General features: G+C 64.1%; 24 protein-coding genes. 10 read left to right on the forward strand and 14 right to left on the reverse strand.

Annotation, left to right across the window (positions count from 1 at the left end; all coding sequences use genetic code 11):
- Positions 1-44: 44 nt before the first annotated feature.
- The 4 genes from IEY62_RS04070 to IEY62_RS04085 all read left to right on the forward strand — a co-directional run bounded on the left by IEY62_RS04070 (position 45) and on the right by IEY62_RS04085 (position 3,557).
- On the forward strand, positions 45-482 hold the full coding sequence (locus IEY62_RS04070) for a VOC family protein (RefSeq protein ID WP_189014131.1): 438 nt from the start codon (positions 45-47) through the stop codon (positions 480-482).
- Between the two features lie 21 nt (positions 483-503).
- Positions 504-1,466: a 1,4-dihydroxy-2-naphthoyl-CoA synthase gene (locus IEY62_RS04075; protein ID WP_189014133.1), complete on the forward strand. Its 963-nt coding sequence runs from the start codon at positions 504-506 to the stop codon at positions 1,464-1,466.
- A gap of 9 nt (positions 1,467-1,475) precedes the next feature.
- Positions 1,476-2,606 (forward strand): AMP-binding protein, encoded by a 1,131-nt coding sequence (locus IEY62_RS04080; protein ID WP_189014136.1) that lies wholly within the window; start codon positions 1,476-1,478, stop codon positions 2,604-2,606.
- Between the two features lie 69 nt (positions 2,607-2,675).
- Positions 2,676-3,557 (forward strand): 1,4-dihydroxy-2-naphthoate polyprenyltransferase, encoded by an 882-nt coding sequence (locus IEY62_RS04085; protein ID WP_079580932.1) that lies wholly within the window; start codon positions 2,676-2,678, stop codon positions 3,555-3,557.
- Between the two features lie 60 nt (positions 3,558-3,617).
- Here the strand turns inward: IEY62_RS04085 and IEY62_RS04090 are convergent, their stop codons facing one another.
- On the reverse strand, positions 3,618-3,929 hold the full coding sequence (locus IEY62_RS04090) for a DUF4229 domain-containing protein (protein ID WP_189014138.1): 312 nt from the start codon (positions 3,927-3,929) through the stop codon (positions 3,618-3,620).
- 87 nt (positions 3,930-4,016) lie between these two features.
- On the opposite strand from IEY62_RS04090, the gene IEY62_RS04095 reads away from it, so the two are divergent.
- Both IEY62_RS04095 and IEY62_RS04100 read left to right on the forward strand, forming a co-directional pair.
- Positions 4,017-4,424 carry a PLD nuclease N-terminal domain-containing protein gene (locus tag IEY62_RS04095; RefSeq protein WP_189014140.1) on the forward strand — a complete coding sequence of 136 codons (408 nt, stop codon included), beginning with the start codon at positions 4,017-4,019 and terminating at the stop codon, positions 4,422-4,424.
- Between the two features lie 6 nt (positions 4,425-4,430).
- On the forward strand, positions 4,431-5,021 hold the full coding sequence (locus tag IEY62_RS04100; protein WP_189014142.1) for a hypothetical protein: 591 nt from the start codon (positions 4,431-4,433) through the stop codon (positions 5,019-5,021).
- Here the strand turns inward: IEY62_RS04100 and IEY62_RS04105 are convergent.
- From IEY62_RS04105 to IEY62_RS04150, 10 genes are all read right to left on the reverse strand, one after another.
- Positions 5,002-6,480, reverse strand: a complete 1,479-nt coding sequence (locus IEY62_RS04105; protein ID WP_189014145.1) for a dynamin family protein — start codon at positions 6,478-6,480, stop codon at positions 5,002-5,004. The genes IEY62_RS04100 and IEY62_RS04105 overlap by 20 nt on opposite strands.
- Positions 6,477-8,360, reverse strand: coding sequence for a dynamin family protein (locus IEY62_RS04110; protein WP_189014148.1), 1,884 nt, complete (start codon positions 8,358-8,360; stop codon positions 6,477-6,479). Before IEY62_RS04110 ends, IEY62_RS04105 begins: the two co-directional genes overlap by 4 nt.
- A 129-nt stretch (positions 8,361-8,489) precedes the next feature.
- On the reverse strand, positions 8,490-9,839 hold the full coding sequence (locus IEY62_RS04115; RefSeq protein ID WP_189014150.1) for an IniB N-terminal domain-containing protein: 1,350 nt from the start codon (positions 9,837-9,839) through the stop codon (positions 8,490-8,492).
- A 173-nt stretch (positions 9,840-10,012) separates the two neighbouring features.
- A complete protein-coding gene (locus IEY62_RS04120) occupies positions 10,013-12,115 on the reverse strand; it encodes a LuxR C-terminal-related transcriptional regulator (RefSeq protein WP_189014152.1) in 2,103 nt (700 codons plus the stop codon).
- 3 nt (positions 12,116-12,118) lie between these two features.
- Positions 12,119-14,161 carry an Hsp70 family protein gene (locus tag IEY62_RS04125; protein ID WP_189014154.1) on the reverse strand — a complete coding sequence of 681 codons (2,043 nt, stop codon included), beginning with the start codon at positions 14,159-14,161 and terminating at the stop codon, positions 12,119-12,121.
- A 177-nt stretch (positions 14,162-14,338) separates the two neighbouring features.
- Entirely contained in the window at positions 14,339-15,406 is a 1,068-nt protein-coding gene (ccsB, locus tag IEY62_RS04130) for a c-type cytochrome biogenesis protein CcsB (RefSeq protein ID WP_189014156.1), read from the reverse strand.
- Positions 15,406-17,115 (reverse strand): cytochrome c biogenesis protein ResB, encoded by a 1,710-nt coding sequence (resB, locus tag IEY62_RS04135; protein ID WP_189014158.1) that lies wholly within the window; start codon positions 17,113-17,115, stop codon positions 15,406-15,408. The genes ccsB and resB overlap by 1 nt, the downstream gene beginning before the upstream one ends.
- Positions 17,115-17,870 (reverse strand): cytochrome c biogenesis CcdA family protein, encoded by a 756-nt coding sequence (locus IEY62_RS04140; RefSeq protein WP_189014160.1) that lies wholly within the window; start codon positions 17,868-17,870, stop codon positions 17,115-17,117. Before IEY62_RS04140 ends, resB begins: the two co-directional genes overlap by 1 nt.
- Before the next feature lie 5 nt (positions 17,871-17,875).
- Positions 17,876-18,481, reverse strand: coding sequence for a TlpA family protein disulfide reductase (locus IEY62_RS04145; protein ID WP_189014162.1), 606 nt, complete (start codon positions 18,479-18,481; stop codon positions 17,876-17,878).
- Between the two features lie 6 nt (positions 18,482-18,487).
- A complete protein-coding gene (locus IEY62_RS04150; RefSeq protein ID WP_189014164.1) occupies positions 18,488-19,153 on the reverse strand; it encodes a histidine phosphatase family protein in 666 nt (221 codons plus the stop codon).
- Between the two features lie 223 nt (positions 19,154-19,376).
- Here IEY62_RS04150 and IEY62_RS04155 point away from each other — a divergent pair, with 223 nt between their 5' ends.
- The 3 genes from IEY62_RS04155 (at position 19,377) to IEY62_RS04165 (ending at position 21,746) form a co-directional block, all read left to right on the forward strand.
- Positions 19,377-19,928, forward strand: a complete 552-nt coding sequence (locus tag IEY62_RS04155) for a YceI family protein (protein WP_172323581.1) — start codon at positions 19,377-19,379, stop codon at positions 19,926-19,928.
- A 166-nt stretch (positions 19,929-20,094) separates the two neighbouring features.
- Positions 20,095-20,775, forward strand: coding sequence for a hypothetical protein (locus IEY62_RS04160; protein ID WP_189014166.1), 681 nt, complete (start codon positions 20,095-20,097; stop codon positions 20,773-20,775).
- Positions 20,776-21,002: 227 nt separating this feature from the next.
- On the forward strand, positions 21,003-21,746 hold the full coding sequence (locus IEY62_RS04165; protein ID WP_189014168.1) for a hypothetical protein: 744 nt from the start codon (positions 21,003-21,005) through the stop codon (positions 21,744-21,746).
- A 48-nt stretch (positions 21,747-21,794) separates the two neighbouring features.
- On the opposite strand, the gene IEY62_RS04170 is transcribed toward IEY62_RS04165, so the two are convergent.
- Both IEY62_RS04170 and IEY62_RS04175 read right to left on the reverse strand, forming a co-directional pair.
- Positions 21,795-22,502, reverse strand: coding sequence for a redox-sensing transcriptional repressor Rex (locus IEY62_RS04170; RefSeq protein WP_189014170.1), 708 nt, complete (start codon positions 22,500-22,502; stop codon positions 21,795-21,797).
- Positions 22,503-22,578: 76 nt separating this feature from the next.
- Positions 22,579-22,833: a glutaredoxin family protein gene (locus IEY62_RS04175; RefSeq protein ID WP_189014172.1), complete on the reverse strand. Its 255-nt coding sequence runs from the start codon at positions 22,831-22,833 to the stop codon at positions 22,579-22,581.
- Positions 22,834-22,938: 105 nt separating this feature from the next.
- Between IEY62_RS04175 and IEY62_RS04180 the strand changes: the two genes are divergently transcribed.
- Positions 22,939-23,757 carry an HAD family hydrolase gene (locus IEY62_RS04180; RefSeq protein WP_189014174.1) on the forward strand — a complete coding sequence of 273 codons (819 nt, stop codon included), beginning with the start codon at positions 22,939-22,941 and terminating at the stop codon, positions 23,755-23,757.
- Positions 23,758-23,876: 119 nt separating this feature from the next.
- On the opposite strand, the gene IEY62_RS04185 is transcribed toward IEY62_RS04180, so the two are convergent.
- On the reverse strand, positions 23,877-23,975 hold the full coding sequence (locus IEY62_RS04185; protein WP_003792170.1) for a 30S ribosomal protein bS22: 99 nt from the start codon (positions 23,973-23,975) through the stop codon (positions 23,877-23,879).
- Positions 23,976-24,011 lie beyond the last annotated feature (36 nt).

Raw genomic sequence — 24,011 nt, forward strand, 5'->3', positions numbered from 1 at the left:
CATCCCGCTACCCAGCCACCCGCCGTCGGAATAGCTTGGTGGGCATGACACTCAACATCCAGGTAGTAGTCGACTGCAAGAAGCCCCACGACCTCGCCGATTGGTGGGCCCAAACCCTCGAATGGAGCGTTGAGCCACAGGATGAGGCCTTCATCCGCTCCATGATCGAGCAGGGTTATGCCACCGAAGACCAGACCATCATCCACAACGGCAAGCTGGTGTGGGCCGAAGGTTGCGCGATCATCCCCGCCGGGGACACCACTCCCACGACCGGGCGGCGGATCCTGTTCCAGACGGATCCCAATGAAAAGACCGTCAAAAACCGGGTGCACTGGGATGTCCGACTGGACGGCCGCGACAAGGACGTTGTGCGCAAGGAGCTCGAGGCCCGCGGCGCCAAGCACCTCTGGACCGCCAGCCAGGGACCCCACGAATGGCACACCATGGCGGACCCGGAAGGCAACGAGTTCTGCATCAGCTAAGGCCATTACTAGACTCGGTATGTGAACACTGATCTCCCTGCCAAGGTTTCCGACATCTTTGACCCCTCGCGCTGGCGCACAGTTTCCGGCTTCGACGACTTCAAGGACATGACTTACCACCGGCAGGTTGAGCCTTCAGCGGACGGCACCGTCAAGGACCTCCCCACAGTCCGCATCGCCTTCAACCGCCCCGAAGTCCGCAATGCCTTCCGTCCGGGCACAGTGGACGAGCTCTACCGGGCCATGGACCACGCCCGCATGACCCCCGACGTCGCCACCGTTCTGCTCACCGGCAACGGCCCCTCGGAGAAGGACGGCGGACACTCGTTCTGTTCCGGTGGCGACCAGCGGATCCGCGGCCGTGACGGCTACCGCTACCAAGTGGAAGGCGCAGAGGGGGACTCCGCCGAATTCATCGACCCCGCCCGAGCAGGCCGCCTCCACATCCTGGAAGTCCAGCGGCTCATGCGGACCATGCCCAAGGTGGTCATCGCCGTCGTCAACGGTTGGGCGGCCGGCGGCGGGCACTCCCTGCACGTAGTCAGCGACCTCACCATCGCCTCCCGCCAGCACGGCAAGTTCAAGCAGACGGACGCGACCGTAGGAAGTTTCGACGCCGGATACGGCTCTGCGCTGTTGGCCCGCCAGATCGGCCAGAAAGCCGCGCGGGAGATCTTCTTCCTGGCCCGCGAATATTCCGCCGAGGACATGGTCCGCATGGGCGCCGTGAACGAGGCTGTGGACCACGAGCGCCTCGAAGAAGTAGCCCTTGAATACGCCGCGGACATCGCACGCCAGTCCCCGCAGGCCATCAGGATGCTCAAGTTCGCGTTCAACCTGGCCGACGACGGCCTGGCCGGGCAGCAGGTCTTCGCCGGGGAAGCCACGCGCCTGGCCTACATGACCGACGAGGCCGTGGAGGGCAAAGAAGCGTTCCTCCAGAAGCGCGATCCCGACTGGTCCAGCTTCCCCTACTACTTCTAGGACTCCCCTGTGAACGTCGATCCTGTTCTCAAAGCCCTGATGGCCGCCCTCCACGGCGAGGGTCCCGCCGTGGAAATCGTCGTGGACGGCGACGGCGAGCCGAAAGCCGTCCCTGTGGAGACCGGCGTCGACGATGCCGCAGTGGTGGTCCGCACCTCCGGTTCCACGGGTGCACCCAAAGCAACCGTCCTGACCGTCGATGCCCTCGCGGCGTCGTCGGTGGCAACCGCCATGGCGCTGCGCGGCGAAGGCCAGTGGCTGCTGGCACTGCCCCTGCAGTACGTGGCCGGCGTGCAGGTGCTGGTCCGTTCGCTCTACGCGGGGACCCGGCCGTGGGTAATGGACCAGTCCAACGGCTTCACGCCGGAGGCTTTCACCGCCGCGGCGGAGGAACTGACGGACAAGATCCGGTTCACCTCGCTGGTACCTACGCAGCTGCAGCGGCTCCTGGACTCCCCCGCACCCGAAACCCTCGCCGTCCTGCGCCGTTTCAACGCCATCCTGCTGGGCGGCGCACCGGCATCACCCGGGCTCCTCGCCACCGCCCGGGCGGAGGGCCTGAAGGTGGTTACCACCTACGGCTCAGCCGAGACGTGCGGCGGGTGCGTTTACGACGGCGAGCCGCTGGACGGCGTCGAAATCCGGATCGGTGACGGCGAACTGGAAGGCCGCGTCCTGCTGGGTGGCGACACTGTGGCAGCGGGCTACCTGGACGCCGGTCCCGACGCTTTCTTCGAAGAGGACGGCACACGCTGGTACGTCACCGGCGACCTCGGTGAACTGTCCCCCGACGGCAAACTCACCGTACTGGGGCGTGCCGACGACGTCATCATCACCGGCGGCGTCAAGGCTTCCGCCGCCTACATCCAAAGCAAGCTGGAAGAGCTCGACGGCGTCAACGCGGCTTTCGTCGCCGGCGTCCCCTCGCGGGAATGGGGCCAGGCTGTTGCAGCCTACGTGGCTGTCGCCGACCCGAGCCCCGAAGGCATTAAAGGTTTCACGGCCCGGCGGGAAGCCGTCCTGGGCGTCCTGGCACCCAAAACGGTGCTTGCCGACAAGGATTTACTGATGCTGCCGAACGGAAAACCGGACAGGCTGGCCATGATTGAACAGCTTTCCAATCTGCATCAGGGACAATAGACAAGTTCTTCCCCCAACTGATTCTTCCCCCCAACTGGGATCAAACGCGAAACACACGAGGTATTACACGTGGCGACAGCTGCACAATGGATCCAAGGAGCCCGGCTCCGCACCCTGCCCGCGGCAATTGCGCCGGTCCTGATCGGTTCGGCAGCGGCGTACGAGCTCCATGCTTTCCGGCTGCCGAACGCGATCCTCGCGGCGCTCGTCGCGCTTCTGCTTCAAATCGGCGTCAACTACGCCAACGACTACTCCGACGGCATCCGCGGAACCGATGAAGACCGGGTTGGCCCGCTGCGCCTGGTGGGTTCCGGGGCAGCGAAGCCGGAACAGGTGAAATGGGCAGCTTTCGCCCTGTTCGGCGCTGCGATGCTGTGCGGTCTCATCCTGGTGATCATTACCCAGACCTGGTGGCTCATCCTGGTGGGTATCGGCTGCGTCCTTGCCGCGTGGGGTTACACGGGCGGGAAGAACCCTTACGGCTACCTGGGCCTGGGCGACGTCTTTGTCTTTGTGTTCTTCGGACTGGTAGCCACCCTCGGGACCACCTACACCCAGGCCGGCCAGGTCAGCCTGGCGGCAGTCATCGGCGCCATAGGTACCGGCCTCATCGCCTGCGCCTTGCTGATGGCCAACAACGTCCGGGACATCCCTACGGACACTGCGGCAGGAAAGCGGACCTTGGCGGTTCGTCTGGGCGACCGGCATGCCCGCGAAAGCTACGTGCTGATGCTCGCCGTGTCCATCCTGCTGGTGATCGTCCTGGCGCCTACCAAGCCGTGGATGTTGATCGTGCTCTTGCTGATCCCCGCCTGCCTCATGCCTGCATGGCTGATGGTCAACGGCAAGAAGCGCAAGAGCCTGATCCCGGTGCTCAAGCAGACCGGCCTGATCAACCTCGGCTACAGCTTGTTGTTCTCGCTGGGGCTCATCCTGAGCCGCGGCTTCTAGGCTTCACAACAAAGAACGCCCCTCAGAAATGTTCTGAGGGGCGTTCTTCGTTTGAATTGCCTAAACCGTGCCGGGACGCTTGTCGTTGTTGACTGCAATGTCCGGGTTCTTCTCCACCAGGCTGTCCTCAGCTTCGGCGTCTTCAACCTCGCCGGCGGTGCGGATGGGCTTGGCTCGCCCGGAGAAACGCTCGCGCATGGCGGCCGTGGCGGCGTCGCGCTGTTTCTGGAAGAACAGGTAGCTGATGGCGAAGGCCATGAGCCCTGCGAAGATCGCCGCCGGCAGCAGACCCACCTGCAAAAGGGCGAAGATAATGAACAACGGCACGAACAGCGCCAGGCGGATGAGGGAATACTTCAGGAAAGCCACCATCCAAGTTTAGCCGCCCGGATGGTTGCACTCTGGTCACGGCCCAAAGAGGGCGTCCAGCGAACGGCTTCCGGGCACTAGACTTGATGCATGCTCCGCGTTATAGGCGTCGTCGTCGTTCTTGTTGTCTTCGTCTATGCCCTGGTGGATGTCATACGCACGGACCGTCACCAGACCCGCGGCATTTCGAAAACGGCATGGATCATTGTGATGATCGTCCTGCCGTTGCTGGGTGCCGTTCTGTGGTTCATTTTCGGCCGTCCGTACAACAAACCCACAGCCACGCCTGTACGGCGCCACCCCACCGCACCGGACGACGACCCCGAGTTCCTCCGCAACCTGGAGACCCGACGCCGCAACCAAGCCGAAGAGGACCGCCTGAAGAAGCTCAAGGCCGATCTCGAAGCCAAGGAGCGCAAACTCCGGGACACGTCGTCAGGCACGGATGATGCCAAACGCGGTGAGCCGGATACGCATGATACCGACGAGCTGAAGTAGGCGAACATGGCCCAGCAAGCTGATGGTTCACGGCAGACACCCTCCACGCCATCAGTCAGCGGGCCACCGGCTCCACCTCAGCGCCCCGGCATGTCCCTTTCCACGCCGCCTCCCATACCCGTGGCCGTGAAGCCTCCCGGCCCGGCCCGGTTGTCCCGTTCGCTGTGGCTGGCAAGTTTCGTGGCCGGCATCGCGGTCGTGTTCACGGGATTCCTCGGCAGGGACGCTCATTTTGAGCGTTTGAAGGGCATTATCCAGTCCATGGTCCCGGACGGCGACGCCAAAGCCGTCGACGGGGCCACCGCCGTCGTATTCCTCGGCAGCCTGGCCATGATCGCAGGGGTGGTGGCGATGGAAGCTGTCCTTCTGGCAATCCTCTTCAGGCTACGCACGTGGCCCCGGTGGGCTCTGGCTCCCCTGGTCCTCCTCCACGCGGTGGTCACCGTGATCACAGCGGACTATGTGGTGGCTCCGGGCAATGACGGCGTCATGGCCATGGTTCTCCTCGCCGCGCAATTCATCCTGGCGGCAGCCGGCTTGATCCTGCTTTTCCTGCCTTCCACATCCGCCTGGCTGCTCAGCGGACGGCGGGCATAGCCGCCAGGATACCTTCGCAGCTGCGCAGCACCACCCGGCAGGCGTCCACCGCCGACGACTCTACCAACAGCGGGTTTTCGGCGATCTGCCGCCAACGGTCCAGGGTGCTCCGGGTTTCCCGCGCGATCTCCTCCGTGCCAGCTTCCGGGGTTAGTCCCAGCCGCTGGAACGGAAGGTTGCCCCGGCCGCCCACCAGCCGCTCGGCTTCCTCCGCCTGCCCGGGTGGCAGGACCACCCCACCGGTCCGCAGGGAGCCCAGGAGCCTCAGTTCCCGGAATTCATGTGTCCCGGCAAGCAACTGTTCCAGTGCCGGTTCGAAGACGGCTGCCTGGCCCGGTTGGGAGCCGCCCAGTAATGCTTCCAAACCTACGACGGCGGCACGCGCCTTGAGGGCGTCGGCCCGGGTCTGGAACAGCGAGGCCACGGTGTCCAGCAAACGGCCCAACCCACTGCGTCGCGCCAATTCGTGCGCCAGTTCAGTCGGATGGGTGATTCCGCCCCGGATCAGGGCCACTGCCAGCCGGATCCCGAACAGGCCGAACCGTTGAACCAGGGAAGCCTTCAGCGCGGGCTCCACTCCGTCCGGTCCGTCGGCACGGACAAAGCGATCAACAGAAAGCATCATCTTTTCGCGCTGGGCCCGTTCCATGCGCGCCAGGAGCATGAGGGCGTCGACGTCGTTTTGGCGCATTGTCCGGGAGCTCTGCGCCAGCAGCCCCGCAACGGGTACCACTCCCAAGGCAAGAGGTTTGAGGTTTTCGTCCCGGCTGTATCTGTCGGCGATCACGGCAGCCGAGATGAGCGCATCTATCCTGCCGGCTCCTATCTCGTCTGCGCGTGAGAGCACAGCCAGTGCGTTGACGGTCCCGGACTTCCCTGCGGCGGTGTCCTTGAACGATTCCAGGAACCGGATATCCGAGGCGTGCAGGTGCCGCATCAAGTAGATGACGGCGTCGGCCGCAGTGGGAGCGTCTTCGGGAAGCAGGAAAGCCGTGGACCTCCCGGACACGTCCCTGGACAGGGAAGCGATGCCCGGGGTGTCGATCAGGGTGAGGTCCCGGAGGCTGGCCGCGGGCCAATCAACTACCAGCTTTTCCACATCCTCTGCCTGGAATCCCCCCAATGAAAACACCAGGCGGCCATCTTCACGGTTCACCGGCAGAGCCTGGGGTCCGCCGGCCAACGGGTGCAGGGTGATGCGAGGGGCGTGCCCGTAGCGGTACCAGGTGACGATCCTGGTGCACTCACCCGCGTCGGTGGGGGCGATCTCCTCGCCGATGATGGCATTGAGAAGGGTGGACTTTCCGGCTTTGACCATCCCGGCGATGGCTATGCGTAACGGCCCGGCGAGGCGTTGGTCGAGCTCGTCCAGGACAGCCAGGGCGGCCGGGTCCCCCTGGAAGACCTCGCGTGCTTGCCGGAGGAGCTCCGCTGCGCCGGCGATACCCGGTTCGTTCATCCCGCCGGAACCGTGGACGACGCCGGCACCGGGTGCTGTCCGTCGGCCCCCTCCTCCTGGAGTTGCCGGGCAACCGCATGCAGGGTGTCCACGGCTTTGAGCTGGTTTTTGATCTCCTTGATCCGCAGGTCCCGCTCCGCAGCGTACGTTGCTGCGGCCTTCTGCGCCGCAGCCACGGATTCGGTAAGGGAACGGTGGTGTTCCTCCGCGATGTCGGTGAAGTGGTCCCGGGTTGCCCGCTGAACCAGCCTCAAGCGGTCCTTGAGCTGCTTGCCCACCTGGAATACGACGTCGTCCACCTGTTTCCGCACCAGGATCTTGGCTTCTGACTGCCGGCGTTTCAGTCGTGCTTCCTGTTCCTCCCTGTACGCTTTGCGGCCCAGCATGAGGCCTGCCCCCACAGACAGGGGGTTGATCAGGGCCAAGCCGAACAAACCCGTCAACAGCCCGAACATCAGCACCCCGCCATAGGAGCCGCGCATGCCGATCAGGATCTTCTGTACCGGTCCCATGCGGCCGTCTTCCATGTCCTGGATCTCTGCCACGGGGTCAAGCACGCCGCCGGTGTCAGCGACGTGGAAGGCAGGCAAGGCCACTTCGTCCTCGGAAAAATGCTCCGCCACCTGTCCGGCCAGCCACTGGGCCCGCTCGCTGGTCCACACGAAGGTGTCGGACACAGCAGCGGCAACACTTTGTTCAAGCCACTTGGCGAACTGTTCCCACGCGGGGCCGGGATCGCCCTGGTCAATGGCTGCCTCGGCCTCGCGTTGTATCCGCCGGAGACGGTCCTTGAGGTCATATTCCATGTCCGCAATGAGATCGCCGATGCCGTCGTTCAGGGTGGTCTGCCATCGGGCGGACTTCTTGCGGAGCGCGTCCGCGTCTTCCTTGGCCGCCTTCAGGCCGGCGATCATCTGCGGTGTGTCTTCGGGATTTTCCAGTGCTCCAAGTTCTGACCGCAACGCCAGCATGAGGTTCCCGGTAACCGACATGAGGTCGTTGCCTACGGATCGACGCTGGATGATGGCGGCCTCCGCAACGATGGTGTTTCGCAGATAGGAGACCAGCTCGGGGAATCCGGATTCGTTGTTCAACTCACTGTCCTGGAGCCTCGCGGCCTGAAGACGGAGCTCCGAGGAGACAGGAAACAGCGGGATGCCGGGCCCGACGTCGGCCAGGTGCCCTTTGTCCAGCTCAGCGATCTGGCGCCAGGCCGGGTAGAGGTCTGTTTTGGACAGTACGCAGCCCACGTTGGGGCTTACCCGCATCGCCTGCCGGAGGAAGCGCATTTCCGGTTCGGTGTACTCCTGGGACGCGTCTGAGACAAAAAGCATGGCGTGCGCCGAGGGCAGCGCTGTGAGCGTGGTCAGGGTATGGGTTGAGCCAAGCCCGCCCACTCCCGGGGAATCCACAATGCAGAGCCCGCCTGAGAGGAGCTTCCTGGGAAGGGCCACCTCCGCGGCAACAATGTTCCTGGCGTTTCCGGGGTTTCCCTTCTCGGAGACAAAGTCCGACAATTCGGCCAACGGTACGGGCTTGCGCTCCAGGCGGGCCTCCCCGCCGTCGACGTCCGTACTGCCGTCCGCTCCGGGCGCATCAGCGGCAGGGACCAGGACAACCGCCGACGCCGGATCACCTTGCCTTACCAGCGTGGGAACCGTCGTGGCGATGTCGTCATCCACCGGGCACACAGGAGCGTTGACCAAGGCGTTGATGAGCTGGCTCTTTCCTTGTTTGAACTCGCCCACCACGATCACCCTGACGTTGGGGTCCTGCAGTCGTCGGAGCGTGTTGTCCAAGCGCCGCCGGAGGTCGTTCCGCTCCCCTGCCAGTACTATCCCGTGCTCCACCAGGGTGGTCATGCGTACAGTTTCCGCCACGGTTCTTCCTTTGCCTCACATGCCACCCGTTGTCCGGGGGCCACGAAGTGCCCGGCAGGAGGTGTCCACCTGCCGGGCACTGCTGGGGTACCGCGCTGTGCTTGTTGTTCCTGCGCGGAGGGTGCTGCCTCAGTCGATGTCGACGTCGTTCTTGGCAACCACCACCGAATCATCAATGTCGTTGTACTCGACATCGAGCTCGTTGTCGGTCACAACCACGTTGTCCTCGACGTTGGTGTAGTCAACATCGACGTCGCCCACGGTGGTGGAGTTGTCCTCGGTGTAGGTCAACTCGTTGTCTGCCACCACGATGGAATCGTTGATGACGTTGACGTCGTCCACTTCCACGTTCGTGGAGTTGTCCGGCGAGTACTCCAGGTCCAGTTCGTTGTCCTGGACCACCACGGAGTCGTTCACCACTTGTACGTCCTCCAGGTCGACATCCACGTCCGTGGAGTTGTCGTTGAACGAATCCGTGGCCGTGTTGGTGGTGGTCGTCGTGGTGGTCGTATTCGTTGTGTTGGTGGTGTTCGTTGTGTGGTTGGAGTTGTCCTCGTTGAATGAATCCTCGATCTCCACGTCCAGATCAACATCGGTGTTGTACGAATCCTCAGTGTTGTAGGAATCGTCCGTGTTGTAGGAGTCCTTGGTCACCGAATGATCCGAGTAGTCGTTGCCTACGGAGACGTCGTTGTTGTCACCGCTGGTATTGACGTTGACCGAGTTGTCCACGGAGTGGTCATCGTTGTTGGTAGTAGTGGTTGTGGTGGTGGTGTTGCCGGAGTTCGTGACGTCGTCACCGGCGGCAATCGCACCATCACCGGAGGCCGTGACGGCATCCTGGTTGAAGAACTGCGTGACGTCTCCGTCTGCCCAGATGTTCTGGTTGACGGACTGGTCGGTGATCGTGTCGCGGTCATCGATGGTGGTGGTGTAGGAGTAGTTGTTCACCACGTGGACAAGCTGCTGGACGGCGTGTGCGTGGTCGTCGTGGCCGCCTCCCCAACCACCGCCGGCACCGCCACCGCCGTCGTGCTCGTCATCATGATCGTCATGGCCTCCGCCCCAACCACCGCCGGCACCGCCACCGCCGTCGTGCTCGTCATCGTGGTCGTCGTGGCCGCCGCCCCAACCACCGCCGGCACCGCCAGCGCCCCCGCCGCCGTCGTGCTCGTCATCGTCATCGTGCCCGGGGCGCCCGCCGCCGCTCCATCCGCCGCCGTCGTGCTCGGGACGTCCGCCGCCGGTCGTGGCGTGGTTACCTCCGGTGTTGTATTCACGGTCGAAGGACGACCGTGCATTGATGGGTGCGTAGTCGAGGACCACCGGGCGGACGGCGTCGACATCTGCGGAGGAGACATCACGCAGGCCGGCTGCGGCGAGTGCCGCCTCTGGATCGCGAACAAAGTCTTCCGCGGCGTCAGGATCGTTGAACAGGCTCATCAGGAACTGCACGAGCTGTTGTGCGAGTGTTGGCATTGGAGTGCTCCCTCAAATTCTGTGGTTTTTGACATTGGCCCGGCGCCTTTGCCGGGCTTGCATTCAACGTATTGCCGGGACCAAAGACCGGGCATCGGGGGTGGTCCCCCTACCCTGTGCCCCGCCTTTAGGGGATTGCCGGGTTTTGCGTTAGGGGGTTGAGGGGGCCGCGCTTACGGAGGCGGGTGCCCCTCCCCCAACGCCAGGCGCAGGCGGACCAGAAGTTCGGAACGGTTCTCCGCCCCCAAACGACGCCGCATGCGGGCCACATGGTGCTCCGCAGTGCGGGGAGAGATGTAGATGGCCTCGCCGATCTCACGGTAAGTCTTGCCTTCCAGGACGAGCCGGGCCACTTCACGCTCCCTGGGGCTGAGGCCGGACAAGTCATGGCCCCCCTGGGTCCCAAAGTCACCGGCAGGTGCTTGCAAAGACATTTCAGCTTGCGGGGCGCCGGCCCGCTCTGGAGGTGGGGCCGATGCGGAAGCGCCTTGGGGATGGATGTCCCGGGCACAGGCAAGGAGCCGTACCATGTCCCGCCGCTCTTCGGCGTGTGCCGCAGCGTGGCCGGCAAGCCGTGCGCCTTCCCACGGCAACCCTGTGGAGGCCAAACCGCGGGCGGCGGTTTCGACGTCGGACGCTTCAAACCGTCCGGCCAGGACCGAAACCCAGGCCTTGCCGGCCGCAGCAAGTACGGACGCCAGGTGGCTGTGTTCGGAGGCCCGCACCAGCGCAGCAGCATGCGGGGCAAGTCCGGCCGGGCTTTCACCCAGCAGGGCGGCCTGCACTCCGGCCCAATGCAGGGGCACCGACCACAACGGAGCATCCCCCAGCCGGCCAAGGAAATGCCAGACTCCGTCCAGGTAATGCCCCACCCTCCGGGTTTCCCTCAACCGTGCGGCGGTAATCATGAGCTCTCCCCACGGCAAGAGGCTGAACAGGTCCACGGACACATGCATCATTGCCTCGCGGGCGCGTTCCCACGCCAGTACCAGTTCGTGGACTTCGCTGCCCCGGCGTGCCAAGCCGACATCCAGTGCCGCCAGCAGGAAGTCATCACGGGGCGTCAGGGGCCAGTGGTTCGCCTTGACGGCCTCATTGATCGCCAAGCGGGCTTCGTCCGCATTGTCCTGCTGCATGGCGCTCCACGCCTGCAACAGGAACAGCCTGGGCCGGGCCGTATTGCCTCCCTGTCCAGCGGCCAGAGCTGCCTTGAGGACGGTGTCCGCGATGCCGGCTTCCCCGGTGTGCAGGGCGCACAGCGCTGCGAGGGCCGCCGGAGTCTCCAAAAGGGGAATGGACGTGCCGGCCGCGTTCATCATGTCGGAGGCCCGAATGAGCTCCGGCAGCGCTGGTTGCGGCCTGGGCCCCAGTGTTTGAAGAAGTCCCTGCTGGGTCAAGGACAGTGCAACAGCCAACAGGGTGGGTGAGCCATCCGGCGGGGCGGCGGCCGCCAACTGCCTGGCTCCCGCCACGTTGCCCGAACCAATCGAGGCCACGGCCGCAAGGGGCGCCGAGCCCCCGATCCTGTCCGGCCCCAGCCAGGTGTAGGTGTCCGCGCTCCGGGACAGCATGCCCCGCTGCGCCCAGACAGCCGCAGCAACGTCAACTCCGAGGCGCAACTCCGGGGCATCCGGTGTTGCCAGCAGCCGGTCCACGATCCTGCCGGCCGTGTCCAGATCCCCCAAGGCGGCTGCTGCCTGTGCCCGCCTGGCTGCGGTGGTGCTCTCCTGTCCCCCGGCGAGCAGTGCCTCGGCATAGAGTTCGGCCGCGAGGCCCGGATCGGATTCCAGAACCCCGTCCGCAGAATGCTCCAGCTCCGCGGCAACCCGTGGATCCTGAAAGCCGTCCCGCGCAAGCTGACGGGCTACGTCGCCCAAGGGGCGCCCCGCCGCAGCGGTCCTGTCCACCAATTCCTTCTGCAGTGCTCGGAGGCGAGCCGGCGGTGTACTCGCAAGCAGGGCATTGTGGACGGTCCCCACCACTGATCCGTCCGGCAGTATCAATCCGGCGTCCTCTGCCAGGTTGATGACGGAGTCCAGGTCTTCGCGGTGTTCAAGGCTGCCGGGCAGCAGGGAGTGGAGGGAAAACCCCAGGGACAGCCCCAGCAGCAACTCCTGGACTGCGGCAGGCTGACCGGACAGTTCACGGCCTGGCACGTCCGCCCTGGCGCCGGCCAGGTGGCCTGGCACTTCCGCCCTGGCGCCGGCCGTGTGGCCGGGCGGCGGCTCGGCCCGCCCAGACGAAAAAAGCCGGGGTCGATGGTCCTGCCCCGCCATGGGTCAGACCGCCGGGGTCAGAGCCGGGTCCGGAGCCGGACTTGTTTCCGTTGGCAGGGGTTCGGGGGCGAGTGTGGCCGGCGGGATGGTGGGCTCGGGCTGCGGCACAGTGGGTTCGGGCGACGGTGGGACAGGATCCTGGGTCGCTGTCGGCTCCGGCTGCGGCACCGTGGGTTCCGGCGACGGAATGACCGGGTCCGTTGGAACCACAGGAGGCGTTGTGGGATCGGTTGCCGGTGGCGGCACGGTGGGTGGCGTGGTTGCGGGAGGTGGCGTGGGGCCACTGGCGGCCCCGCCGGTAGGCTCCGGGGTGGGCGTCGACACCGGCGGGTTGCTGGAGCCGCTCCCGGGCGTTCCCGGCGTCGTAGCTCCTGCCGGACTGCCTGTCGCGGCAGCCCCGCCCGTCGCGGCAGTGTTACCCGTGCCCACTGCGCCCGTCCCGGCTGACGGACCTGTGGCCGTCCCCGATCCTGCGCCCGGGCCGCTGTTTCCTGTGCTTCCCGACCGCGCCGGGCTCTTACCGGTCCCTGTCCCCGCCCGCGTCACTCCAGCCCTGGCACTCGCCTCAAGTCCCGCCGTCGGACCCCCGACTGCCGGTACCGCACCCGCGCCTCCACCGCCCGCGCCGTTGGCTTGCGCTGCGGCAACCGGGGGGCCGTCGCCGCGCATGACGTCGGCAGCCTGGCTTCCGAACATGGACGCCAGCATGCCGCTGCCCTCGGGGCTCTGTGCCGCTGTGGCGGTGGCGATGGTCAGCGCTGTTGCTGCTGCAACCGCCGCTGCAGCCAGCCGGACGTGGGAACGGTGAGCGCCGCCGGGAGTGGCCGCGGCCTTGACGGCACCGAAGTGAGGCCTGGAGCTGACGATGTGCGGCCGTGCGGCCCTGGCCCGTTCAGGAGGGTCGTTTCCCTCGGGTGCCGCTGGCAGGGCGGCAGCGGATTCAACCGTGTACTTGTCTGCTGCAGTTCCCATGCCGAGTCCGGCTACAGCGGCACCCAGGCAGATGGAGGACTTGGGGTCGGCATCGACGGCGATAGGCCGGTCCAGTTCCACCGAAATCATTTCCGCCACCAGGGGGATCCGCGACGAGCCACCGATGAGCAGCACGGCACTCAGGTCCTTGGGCTCAATGTGCATGCTGCGCAGGCTCCGCTCGAGGGCGTGCACGGTTTCCCGGATGGGGGCCTCGATCAGGGCTTCGAACTCGGACCGCACCAGCCGCAGCGTCCGCTGGATTCCCCGCAGCGCGACGGCGATACTGGCCTCACTGTCCATGGACAGCGCTTCCTTGGCTTCGCGGCACTCCCTCCGCAGCCTGGACAATGCTGCCTTGCTTTCCGGCGCCTCCGGTTCGATTCCCGCCAGTGCGTCTCCGAGCTGACCGACCACGTGGCGCAGCACGGCGGCGTCAAAATCCGCGCCGCCAAGGGTCTCAATGCCGTCGGGACGGCCCAGGAGCTCGAAGCGGCCGGCACCCGCCTTTCGCAGGACGGCGGTATCGAATGTTCCGCCGCCAAGGTCATACACGGCAACGGTACTGCCATCCTCCACGCGGGTTTGGGTGGCGTAGTGCAGGGCGGCCGCAACCGGTTCGCTGATCAGGGTCGCATCCCGCAGCCCCGCTGCGTTCAACGCCGCGAGGACCGTTGAGGTGCGGTGCCCGCCCCACACGGCGGGATGTGTCAGAACGATCGACGACGGCGGACATCCCTCGCGTTCTTCGGCCCTGTCCACCACCCATCGGGCCATGGTGGCGTAAACGTCCTCGGGCGACATCCATGCTTCACCCACTGCGAGTGGAACGGAGTCGCCGATGCGGCGCTTGAATTCCCTGACCATACGCCGGGGATCATCCAAACCCCGACGCTCAGCGGCCTCACCTACCAGGATCCGGCCGTCGTCCGCGTAGAAAAGCACCGAGGGCACAGCATTCCCATGTATCCCCAACGGAAGGATTTCAGGGGTGGGTGCAGAGCTCCCGGAAGGCTTGATGAGGGCTGCGGCTGTGTAACTTGTCCCGACGTCAATGGCGAGAACATAGCTCATTGGTACCTCGAAAGATCGCATGGCACGGCGCAAGCGGGCTGCTTCACTAGCGGGTCCTGAACAAGTTAGCACCTGCCATGAGCCCGCAAAAGGCTTAATTGCTACACCGAATTGTCAATTTCTCGAGGCCGCAGATGACTACGGGAGTAAAGCTCCTGCTCAGCGCCGGATTGGACCTTAGAGGCCGGAGTAGGAATGCAGGCCGTTGAAAACCGTATTTACCAACGTGAAGTTGATGATGACGCAGGCGTATCCAACGATTGACAACCACGCTGCGCGGGTTCCGGTCCAACCACGGGTGGCCCGGGCGTGCAGGTAGCCTGCGTACACAACCCAGATCACGAAGGTCCAGACTTCCTTGGGGTCCCAGCCCCAGAACCGGCCCCAGGCCTTCTCGGCCCAGATGGCACCGAACATGAGCGTGAACGTCCAGCCGATGAAGGCGATCGCGTTGATGCGGTAGGAAAGGTTCTCCAGGCTCAGCGCATTGGGAACCACGCTCATGAAGGCGAGATTGTCGTTGCGTCCAGCGCTCAGGTTCTTCTGCCGGTAAGACTGCAGCAACTGCAGAACGGACATGGCGAAGGTCAGGGTGAACAATGCGGATGACAGAACTGCGATGGAGACGTGGATGATGAGCCAGTAGCTCTGCAAAGCGGGGACCAAGTGTCCAACCGGGGTAAAGAAGGACACCGACGCAGCCACCAGCATGATGATCGCCAAGCCCAGGACGAACGTGCCCAGGAACCTCAGGTCGCGGCGGATCAGCGTGATCAGGAAGACAGCTACGGCAACGAACGCACCCGTCGTGAGGAACTCGTACATGTTGCCCCACGGCACACGACCGGCACCCAGCGCACGTGTCACAACTCCTGCACCATGGATCAGCACGCCCAGCACCGTCAGGGCAACCGCTACGCGCGCCGGGACACGGCGTTCAGCGGTGTACTTCATGTCACCTGCGGCGGTTCCCCCCGCGTGGGTGAGGCCCGACGTCGGCCGCTCGGCACGCCCGGCCGGCCCGCCGGCGTCGGCACCCGACAGGGCAGCTCCAACGCGGCCGGCGGCAACGCTTACCTTTTCGCTGGTGGAACTGGCTGCTGCCTTCAGATCCACCGCCTGGAAGGTCTTGCTGCTCTTCGCCAGATCCCAGGCAAAGGCGATGAACGCCACGGTGTACGTGCCGGCGGCCAACAGCATGAACAGCTCGCTGTACTGGCCCAGGGTTTCGTTGATGGCTGGCATTACTGGTCCTTCGAGGTTGAGGAAGAGACGGTTCGTGGTGCGGGAGGCTCCGGTGATTCCGGGATGTTCCATTCGCGGGCAAAGAGTTCACGCAATGCTGCTGCTTCTCCGGCGAGGCGGTGGTCTTCGCCGCGTGCCAGCAGGCCGTACTCCACCATGGTGCGGCCGTCCTCGTGGGTTCCGGTGCGGACCCACACGCGACGGCGGTTGACGTACAGGGAAACCATCAGGCCACCCACCGCCAACAGGCCGAAGATGAGGGCGTACAGCTGGCCGGGGTTGTGGTGGATGTCCACGCCGATGTACTTCTTGACGCTGTCGAAGGTGATGCTTCCCTTGCCTTCGGGCAGCGTTGCGGTCTGGCCCAGGCCAAGGACGATGCCGCCCGCCTCCAGCTTGCGGCCGTTCAGCTGGGTGAGGTTCTTGACGTCCAGCTCAAAGACGTTCTGGGGTGTGCCCTCGTCCAGGCCCAAATCGCCGTAGTAGGAATCCAGGTTCAACTGCGGGTTCGCCAAAGCGGGGTCGGCACTGAAGGAGATCCCTTGTTCCGACTCGAAGGCCGTGGGCAGGAAGAAGCCGTTGAAGCCGAGCTGGTCGGGCGTGCCGTCCGGGACCTTGATGACCACGGACGAGTAGTAGTTGGCGCCCTGGACTTTCGCCGTAACGGGACCCTGGAAAGCCACGTTGCCGTCACCGTCCCGGACCGTGACCACGGGTGCATAGCCGTTGCCCGTGAGGTACAGGCTTGTTCCGCCCAGGGAAATGGGGTCGTTGACCTTCAGGACTTCCTTCTGCTCGGGCGCGTCCGGGTTTTCCTTGGTAGTCACCTCGGCCGTGTAGTCAATCGGCTGGCCGGTCTTCTTGGGCGACTCCCGGTCGAAAGTGGCCTGGAACTTGTCCAAACGGACGGAATAGGGCTGAAGCGAGCTGCTCTGGAAGTTTGTCCCTGGCGTGAATTGGTCGTAGCCCACCAAGGTGTTCACGAACGTTTCGCCTTCCACCAGGATGCGCTGGCCGCTGTAACCGAAGAGGCCACCGATCGCCACGGATACCAGCACGCCGATCAACGAGGTGTGGAACACCAGGTTGCCCACTTCCTTCAGGAAGCCGCGCTCGGCACCCAGGGACGGCAGGGCGCCGTCGGCGTCGCGTACGTCAACGCGGTAGCCGCGCTTCTTAAGCAGCCCGGCGGCATCGTTGATGGCCTTCGACGCCGGGATCCCGGCGTCGGCGGGCAGCGCCAGGGTTCCGTACTCCGGAAGCCGCGAAAGGCGCTTGGGGGTGCGCGGCGGCTGGGACTTCATGGCTTTGTAGTGTGCGATGGCGCGGGGGGTCACGCAGCCGATCAGCGAGATGAACAGCAGGATGTAGATCGCCGAGAACCAGGCGGACGAGTAGACATCGAACATCTGGAGGGCATCCAGGAACGGCCCGGTTGCAGGGTTGTTCTTGATCCACTCAGTAACCGTGACAGGGTTGGCGGCGCGCTGCGGGAACAGCGAACCGGGCACCGCACCCACGGCCAACAGGAGCAGCAGGAACAGTGCCGTGCGCATGCTGGTCAGCTGGGTCCAGGCCCACCGGAGCATGCCTTTGAATCCGAGCACGGGTACCGCGGCGTCGGACTTGGCCTGCTGGAGTTTTCCTTCCGCTGCCTTGATACTGCCGGCGGATGGTGACTTCTTCTTGGCTTTCACGGACTCGCTCATCAGATTGGCAACTTCACGTCGTTTTGGAACCAGTACTGCAACTCGGTCACCCAGTGGCCCCACACCCCGGTGGCCATCAGGATGCCAAGCAAAATCAGGATGCCTCCGCCGATCCGCTGGATAGCCAAACGGTGCTTGCGGAAAAAGGACATGACACCCATGCCCCGGCGGACGGCCAGGGCGATCAGGAGGAACGGGATGCCCAGGCCAAGACTGTAGATGAACGCCAGCAGCGCCCCCTTGGCAGCCGAGGATCCCCCGGACAAGCTCAGCAACTGTACCGCGGAGTAGGTGGGCCCAATGCATGGTGCCCAGCCGAGACCGAAGGTGAGTCCAAGCAGCGGCGCACCCCACAGACCTGCCGGTGGTTTCGCGTGGATCTTGGCGTCACGCTGCAACCAGCCGAAACCACCCATGAACACCACGCCCATAATGATCACCAGAATGCCCAAGAGCTGGGTGATCCAGGCGTTCTGCGGACCGGTCAGGAGTGTGCCGAGCTGGCCAAAAGCGCCGCCCAGGAGCACGAAAATCACCGAGAAGCCGAGGACAAACAGCCCGATCCCCGCCAGCATGCGGCCTCGCCGCTGCTTTTCGAGGTCGACGCCGGTCAGTCCCGTGACGTACCCGAGGTACCCGGGCACCAAGGGCAGCACGCAGGGCGACAGGAACGAGACCAGGCCGGCCAGCAATGCCACCGGCACGGCCAGCAGCAGGGAACCGTTAAGGATGGTCTCGGCGAAAGGACTGTTCACGGCGACTACTCGGCCACTGCAGAGCTGATGAGGGCCTTCAAGGTGCTCTTTTCAATCTCACCGAGCACTCGGGAGGCAACTTTGCCTTCCTTGTCCAGGACCAAGGTGGTGGGGACCGCACCGGGGGGAACGATGCCGGACACGGACAGCAGCACGGACCCGTCCTTGTCGTTGAAGCTCGGGTAGGTGAGCTTGAACGTCTTGTCGAAGGCATCAGCGGTGGCCTTCTCATCGCGGAGGTTCACACCGAAGAACTGGACGCCCTGGTCCTTGAATTCCTGGTGCAGCGCTTCAAGCTGTGGCGCTTCGATCCGGCAGGGAGCGCAGGCAGCAAACCAGAAGTTCAGGACCGTGACCTTGCCCTTGAGGTCCTCGGGCTTGACTTCATTTCCGTTGAACAGGGTGCCCTTGAGTGCTACGGGCGCTGCGCGGTCGGCCTTGGCGAATTCGGTCACCGAGCCGTCGCCGGCAACGTAGTTCTTGTTGTCCCCCGCCTTGGCCTGCTCTGCAAGGGAGTCTTTCTGGGCGCACGCGGAAAGCCCCATGGTCAGTCCCGCCAACAGGACACCACCGGCGGTCAGAACGCCTCGACGTGAAAGGTTGTTGTCCATGTCTTCCTATGCCCCCGGAGTGCTGGCCGCACCGGGAAGCAGGGCGGCGGCAGGTTCGCTGTACTCAACCCGGATGATCTTGCCGTCGTCGTCGAGCGTCAAGGACGTCAGCGACGTCAAAGTGCATTCACGCTTGCGGGGATCGTGCGCCAGGCGCCGGCCCTCCGCCGTGAGCCGTGTTGACCAGATCGGAAGCTGGTGGCTGACCAGGATGGCCTCAGCTCCGTCCCCGCCCAGTTCAATTGCTTTTACGCGGGCGTCCTCAACGGCAGCCAGCACTCGGGCCGCCTGCTCTTTGTACGGCTCGCCCCAGGAGGGTCGCATCGGGTTCCGGAAGTAGAACCAGTGCTTGGGCTTCAGGAATTCACTCTTGGTGGGGTGCAGTCCCTGGAAGTGGTTCTCGGCTTCGATGATGCGCGGTTCGACCGTGATCTCGAGGTTCAGCGCTTCCGCTGTCGGCATTGCCGTTTCCTGGGCACGGGTCAACGGCGAGGCCACCAGGTGGACGATCTTCGCACCATCGGCGGCACGGGCAACAAAGTGGTCGGCCAGCATACGGGCCATCTCCCGGCCACGCTCGGAGAGTTGGAACTCCGGCAGGCGACCGTAGAGGACGCCGTCGGGATTATGGACCTCGCCATGGCGAAGCAGATGGACAGTTGCTTGGGGCATGTTTACCAGTTTCTCAAAGAAGCGGGTCGATCCGAAATCTTCTACAGGAAGTAGAACTCAAAGTTTTTCCGAAATGTTCCGCGGAGTTGGAATAAAAGATGCATATGCATGTTTATACTGGGTACGAAGCTCGGTTGACGCTTCAAGCAATTGGCTTCAAGCAATTGGCTTCAACCAGGCAAGCACGCAGTACCTTCCACTACTTATAGGAGCAACAACCATGATGACCCTCCCCGCTTCCGTCACCACCGGCACCTGGACCCTCGACGCTTCCCACAGCGAGATCGGCTTCACCGTTCGCCACGCAGGCATCAGCAAGGTCCGCGGCCAGTTCAAGGACGCTTCGGCCACCCTGGAAGTTGGCGAGACCCTCACCGACTCCAAGGTCAACGCAACCATCCAGACCGCCAGCTTCGATTCCGGCGACGTCAACCGCGATGGCCACGTCAAGGGCGAAGACTTCTTTGATGTTGAGAAGTTCCCGGAAATCACCTTCGTGTCCCGCCACGTCAAGGCCAACGGCAACAGCTTCGACCTCGTGGGCGATCTCACAATCAAGGGCGTCACCAAGGAGGTCTCCATCGAGACCGAGTTCAACGGCGTTGCAGTTGACCCGTTCGGCAACACCCGGGCAGGCGTCTCCGGCGAAACCACCATCAGCCGCAAGGACTTCGGCCTTACCTGGAACGCAGTCCTCGAAGCCGGTGGCGTCCTGGTGAGCGACAAGGTGGTCATCAACCTGGAACTCGCGTTCATCGCTCCGGCCGCAGCCTGATTCCAGAACACACCGGACGGCGTCCCTGTTCAGCCTCGCGCTGCAGGGGCGCCGTTTCGCATACACATGAGTCACCCGGCTATTGTTCGGCAAACACCCTGTATTTAGCTGCGAGTTGGCTCCGAATTTCCTATGCAACCTTCAACCTGCGGTCTACAGTGATGCCATGAGTACCCCAGATGAAGCACCTCAGCCACAGCAGCCCGGCGCCCAGCCACCGCAGCCAGGCAATGTTCCTCCTGCGGGCTACCAACCTCCCGGTGGTTACCAGCCTCCCCAAGGCGGATCAGTTCCGCCAGGCGGCTACCAAGGGCAGCAAGGTTTCCAACCTCCCCCGGCCTACCAGCAGCCGGGACAACCCGCCTACACAGCACCCGCCGGCCCGAACCCCGCGCCTCCCGCCGGATTGGGCTACAACGCACCTCCGCGGAACGTATTCGGCCTGGACTTCAGCAACATCGCACAAAGGTTCCGTGATACCACGGGCATCCCGAAGACCCTCACGACGTCCTACTGGCTGTGGATCGCGGCAGCGACACTGGGCGTCATCGCCAACTTCGCCAACATCTTCATCTACCGCGACTACTTTGGAGCACTGGCCATCGGGACGGGGATCTTCAACTTCGTCTTCAGCATCATCATGGCCGCCGTCTACGCCTTCATCGCCATCCGCATGAAGGAGGGAGCCCGCTGGGCCCGGCTCGTCCTCTCCATTTTGGGTGGCTTCGCGGTCTTCTCCCTGCTTTTCCTTCTGATTACTTTCAACCTGGGGCTGCTCAGTTCAGCGGCCGCTGTTGCCGCAGCGATCATGATGTGGCTCCCCGAATCGCAAAAACACTTCGTTTAGGCATGTTCTGAGCAGAAGGCCGCGGCCGGATCCCGGGGATCCCCGCGGCCTTCATCATGAAGACGTACGCCAACATGATGATTTTCCCTGCCCTCTTGAAATTCCTGCGTGTGGTATGCAACGGCGCGGGGACCTGGGGGTACGGTGGAAACAGAACCACGCTGGGGGCAGGGTCACTTTGCTGATCCCGGCGGCCGTACCTGCAGTCGAACAAGCAAAGGAATGCCATGAGCAACCCTCCATACCCGCCGTCGAACCCGGGCGACTCCAACCAGCCTGAGCAGCCGGGCGCACAGCCCGCCGCGCCTCAGTACGGTCAGCAGTCCCAGCCGCCGGCAGCCCCGCAGTACGGCCAGCCCGCCGCGCCCCAGTACGGCCAGCAGACCCAGCCGCCGGCAGCCCCGCAGTACGGCCAGCCTCCTGCGCCCCAGTACGGCCAGACCGGCGCTTCCCCCTATGGACAGGCACCGCAGTACGGCCAGGACACCAACTGGCCAAGCCAGCAGCCGGGCCCTGCCACAGTCCCGCAAATGGTCAACATCGCCTTCTGGTTGATTATCGGCGCCGGCGCAATCTGGCTTATCTCCATCCTTATTTCCATGGCGGCGATGAACGACCCCTCCTTCAGGAGCATGTTCGAAGACCAGATGTCGGCCGGCGGCGCCGCGGATGTCCGCTTCGAAGATGTCCAGGGCTTCATCGTGGGCGTCATGGTTGCACTCGGAGTCATCGGTGCCGGCCTGTACGCTCTCGTCGCCATCAACGTCCGCAAGGGCCGCAACTGGGCACGCATCCTTGGCACCGTCCTTGCTGCGTTGTCGATCTTTGCCCTCGTGCCGCTCAGCCTTGCCACGCTTTCAGCACTGCTCGGAATCGCAGCGATCGTCCTTCTGTACCTCCCGGCGTCGGCTCCGTACTTCCGGAAGACGGCGCAGTTCGGAAACCCGTACCAGACTCCCTCCGGACGCTAAAGCGACAGGACTGGAAGCACACCACAACGGGCGCGGATCCGGCGAAGGCTAAACAGCCTGGCCCGGGGTCTGCGCCCGTTGTGCGTGGTAAGCCAGAATCTGCAGCTCGGTGGCCATGTCCACTTTCCGCAGATTCACATGCGGCGGGACCTGCAGGAGCACCGGCGCGAAGCTCAGGATGCTCCTGATTCCGGCGGAGATGACGCGGTCGCACACTGCTTGCGCCACCGTGGCCGGCAGGGCAAGCACCACCATGTTCGTGTGGGTTCGCTCCAGGACCCGCTCAAGTTCGGCCGAATCGCTGACGCGCAGCCAACCCACCTCGTTGCCGATCACCATGGGGTCGGCGTCAAAGATGGCGACGACGTCGAATCCCCTGGACTCGAAGCCGCCGTACCTGGCAAGGGCCTTGCCGAGGTTACCGGCACCGACGATTGCCACTTTCCAGTCATGGGTCAGGCCCAGCGCCGCGGCAATGTGACGGCTGAGGTACTGGACCTCGTAGCCCACGCCGCGGGTTCCATAGGAGCCTACGTAGGAAAGGTCCTTGCGGAGCGTGGAGGAACTGACACCTGACGCCTCTGCCAGCGCCTCGGAGGAAACGCGCTCAACCCCTTCGGCCAGCAGAGAGTTCAGCGCACGCAAATAGAGGGTCATCCGGGCCACAGCCGCGGGCGGGATCTGCTTTGCCGCAGGTTCGTTGTCCCCGGATAGTGCATCCGCGGACGGTTCCAGCGCAGTCACGGTATTCTCCATTGCGTCGCTTTGTTGTTCCACTCTATGACCCCCGGCCGGACTCAACAAAAGCCGCTACATACGGACAACCCCACCCTCAGCCCTCCAGGGCTTTCTTCAAGGTGCGGGTCAGCCGGTCCTCGTCGATCTTCCAAAAATCGCGCTGGATACCGTTCACCAGCACCACCGGAATCTCTTCCGCGTAGCGTTCCCGAAGCTGGGGATCGGCGTCGATCGACTGTTCGGACCAGCCCAGGCCGAGGTCCGCAGTAACCCGCTCGACGGCGGCACGGGCGGCCGTACAGAGGTGGCAGTCAGCTTTGGTGAGGAGAACGACGTCGGGAGTAGGCATGTCATTAACGGTAACCGCCCCGCACCCCTCCCTCACGTCCCGCCCGTGAGGGCGGTTAGAGTGCGCCCTCAACGCGAGGTACCCGCCATTGACTAGACTCAAGGCATGCCCGAGGAGAAGAACGTCGCCGTTGCCGCTGCTGCCCAAGCGCAGAAGCACAGCGGCGAAGCTGCTTTCTTCGACGTCGACAACACGTTGATGAAGGGTGCCAGCCTCTTCCACGTGGCACGCAAAATGTATGAACGCAAAGCTTTCACCTTGCCGCAAGCGGCTGGTTTCGCCTGGAAGCAGTTCAAGTTCGTGATGCGTGGCGAGAACATGGAGGACGTCCATGCCGTTCGCGACTCCGCCCTGACTTTGGCGGCCGGCATCACTGTTGATGACATCAAGGCCTTGGGTGAAGAGGTCTACGACGAAATGATCGAGTCGCGGATCTGGCCCGGAACCAAGGCTCTGGCTGAGCAACACCTCAGAGTTGGCCGTAAGGTCTGGTTGGTGACGGCGACGCCGATCGAAGTTGCCACTGTCATTTCCACCCGGCTTGGGCTCACCGGCGCCTTGGGGACCGTGGGCGAGGTGCATGAGGGCATGTACACGGGGAAACTGGTCGGAGACATCCTGCACGGACCCGCGAAGGCAGTGGCTGTCCAGTTGATCGCTGACCGGGAGGGCCTGGATCTGGACCACTGCTGGGCCTACAGCGATTCCGCCAACGACATCCCGCTCCTGACAATGGTGGGGCACCCAGTCGTCATCAATCCTGACGCCAAGCTGCGGCGCCATGCCCGCGACAACAACTGGCCCGTCTACGACTTCCGTTCCGGCCGACGTGCAGCAACCCTCGGCCTCAAAGCCGCCACCGTCGGCGGGGCGATCTACGGCCTGTGGCGTGGCTTCTCACGATTCCGCGGCCCCCGCCTCTAGCCCAACCCTCCCTCACCCCCCTCCGGCTTCGCCCGGCCGCGGACGTGAGCAAGCGTCAGGGATGCAAAAATGCCCGCCACCTCGAGAGGCAACGGGCATTCACGCTTGATGAAGTATCTCTACTTCTTATTGCGGCGCTGGTGGCGAGTCTTGCGAAGCAGCTTGCGGTGCTTCTTCTTTGCCATACGCTTGCGGCGCTTCTTAATAACTGAACCCACGAAAGTTCCTTACAAACTAGAAGTTCCTGTCTGTTG

It is taken from the genome of Paenarthrobacter histidinolovorans (genome assembly GCF_014647595.1).
In the GTDB taxonomy this organism is placed as follows: Bacteria; Actinomycetota; Actinomycetes; order Actinomycetales; family Micrococcaceae; genus Arthrobacter; species Arthrobacter histidinolovorans.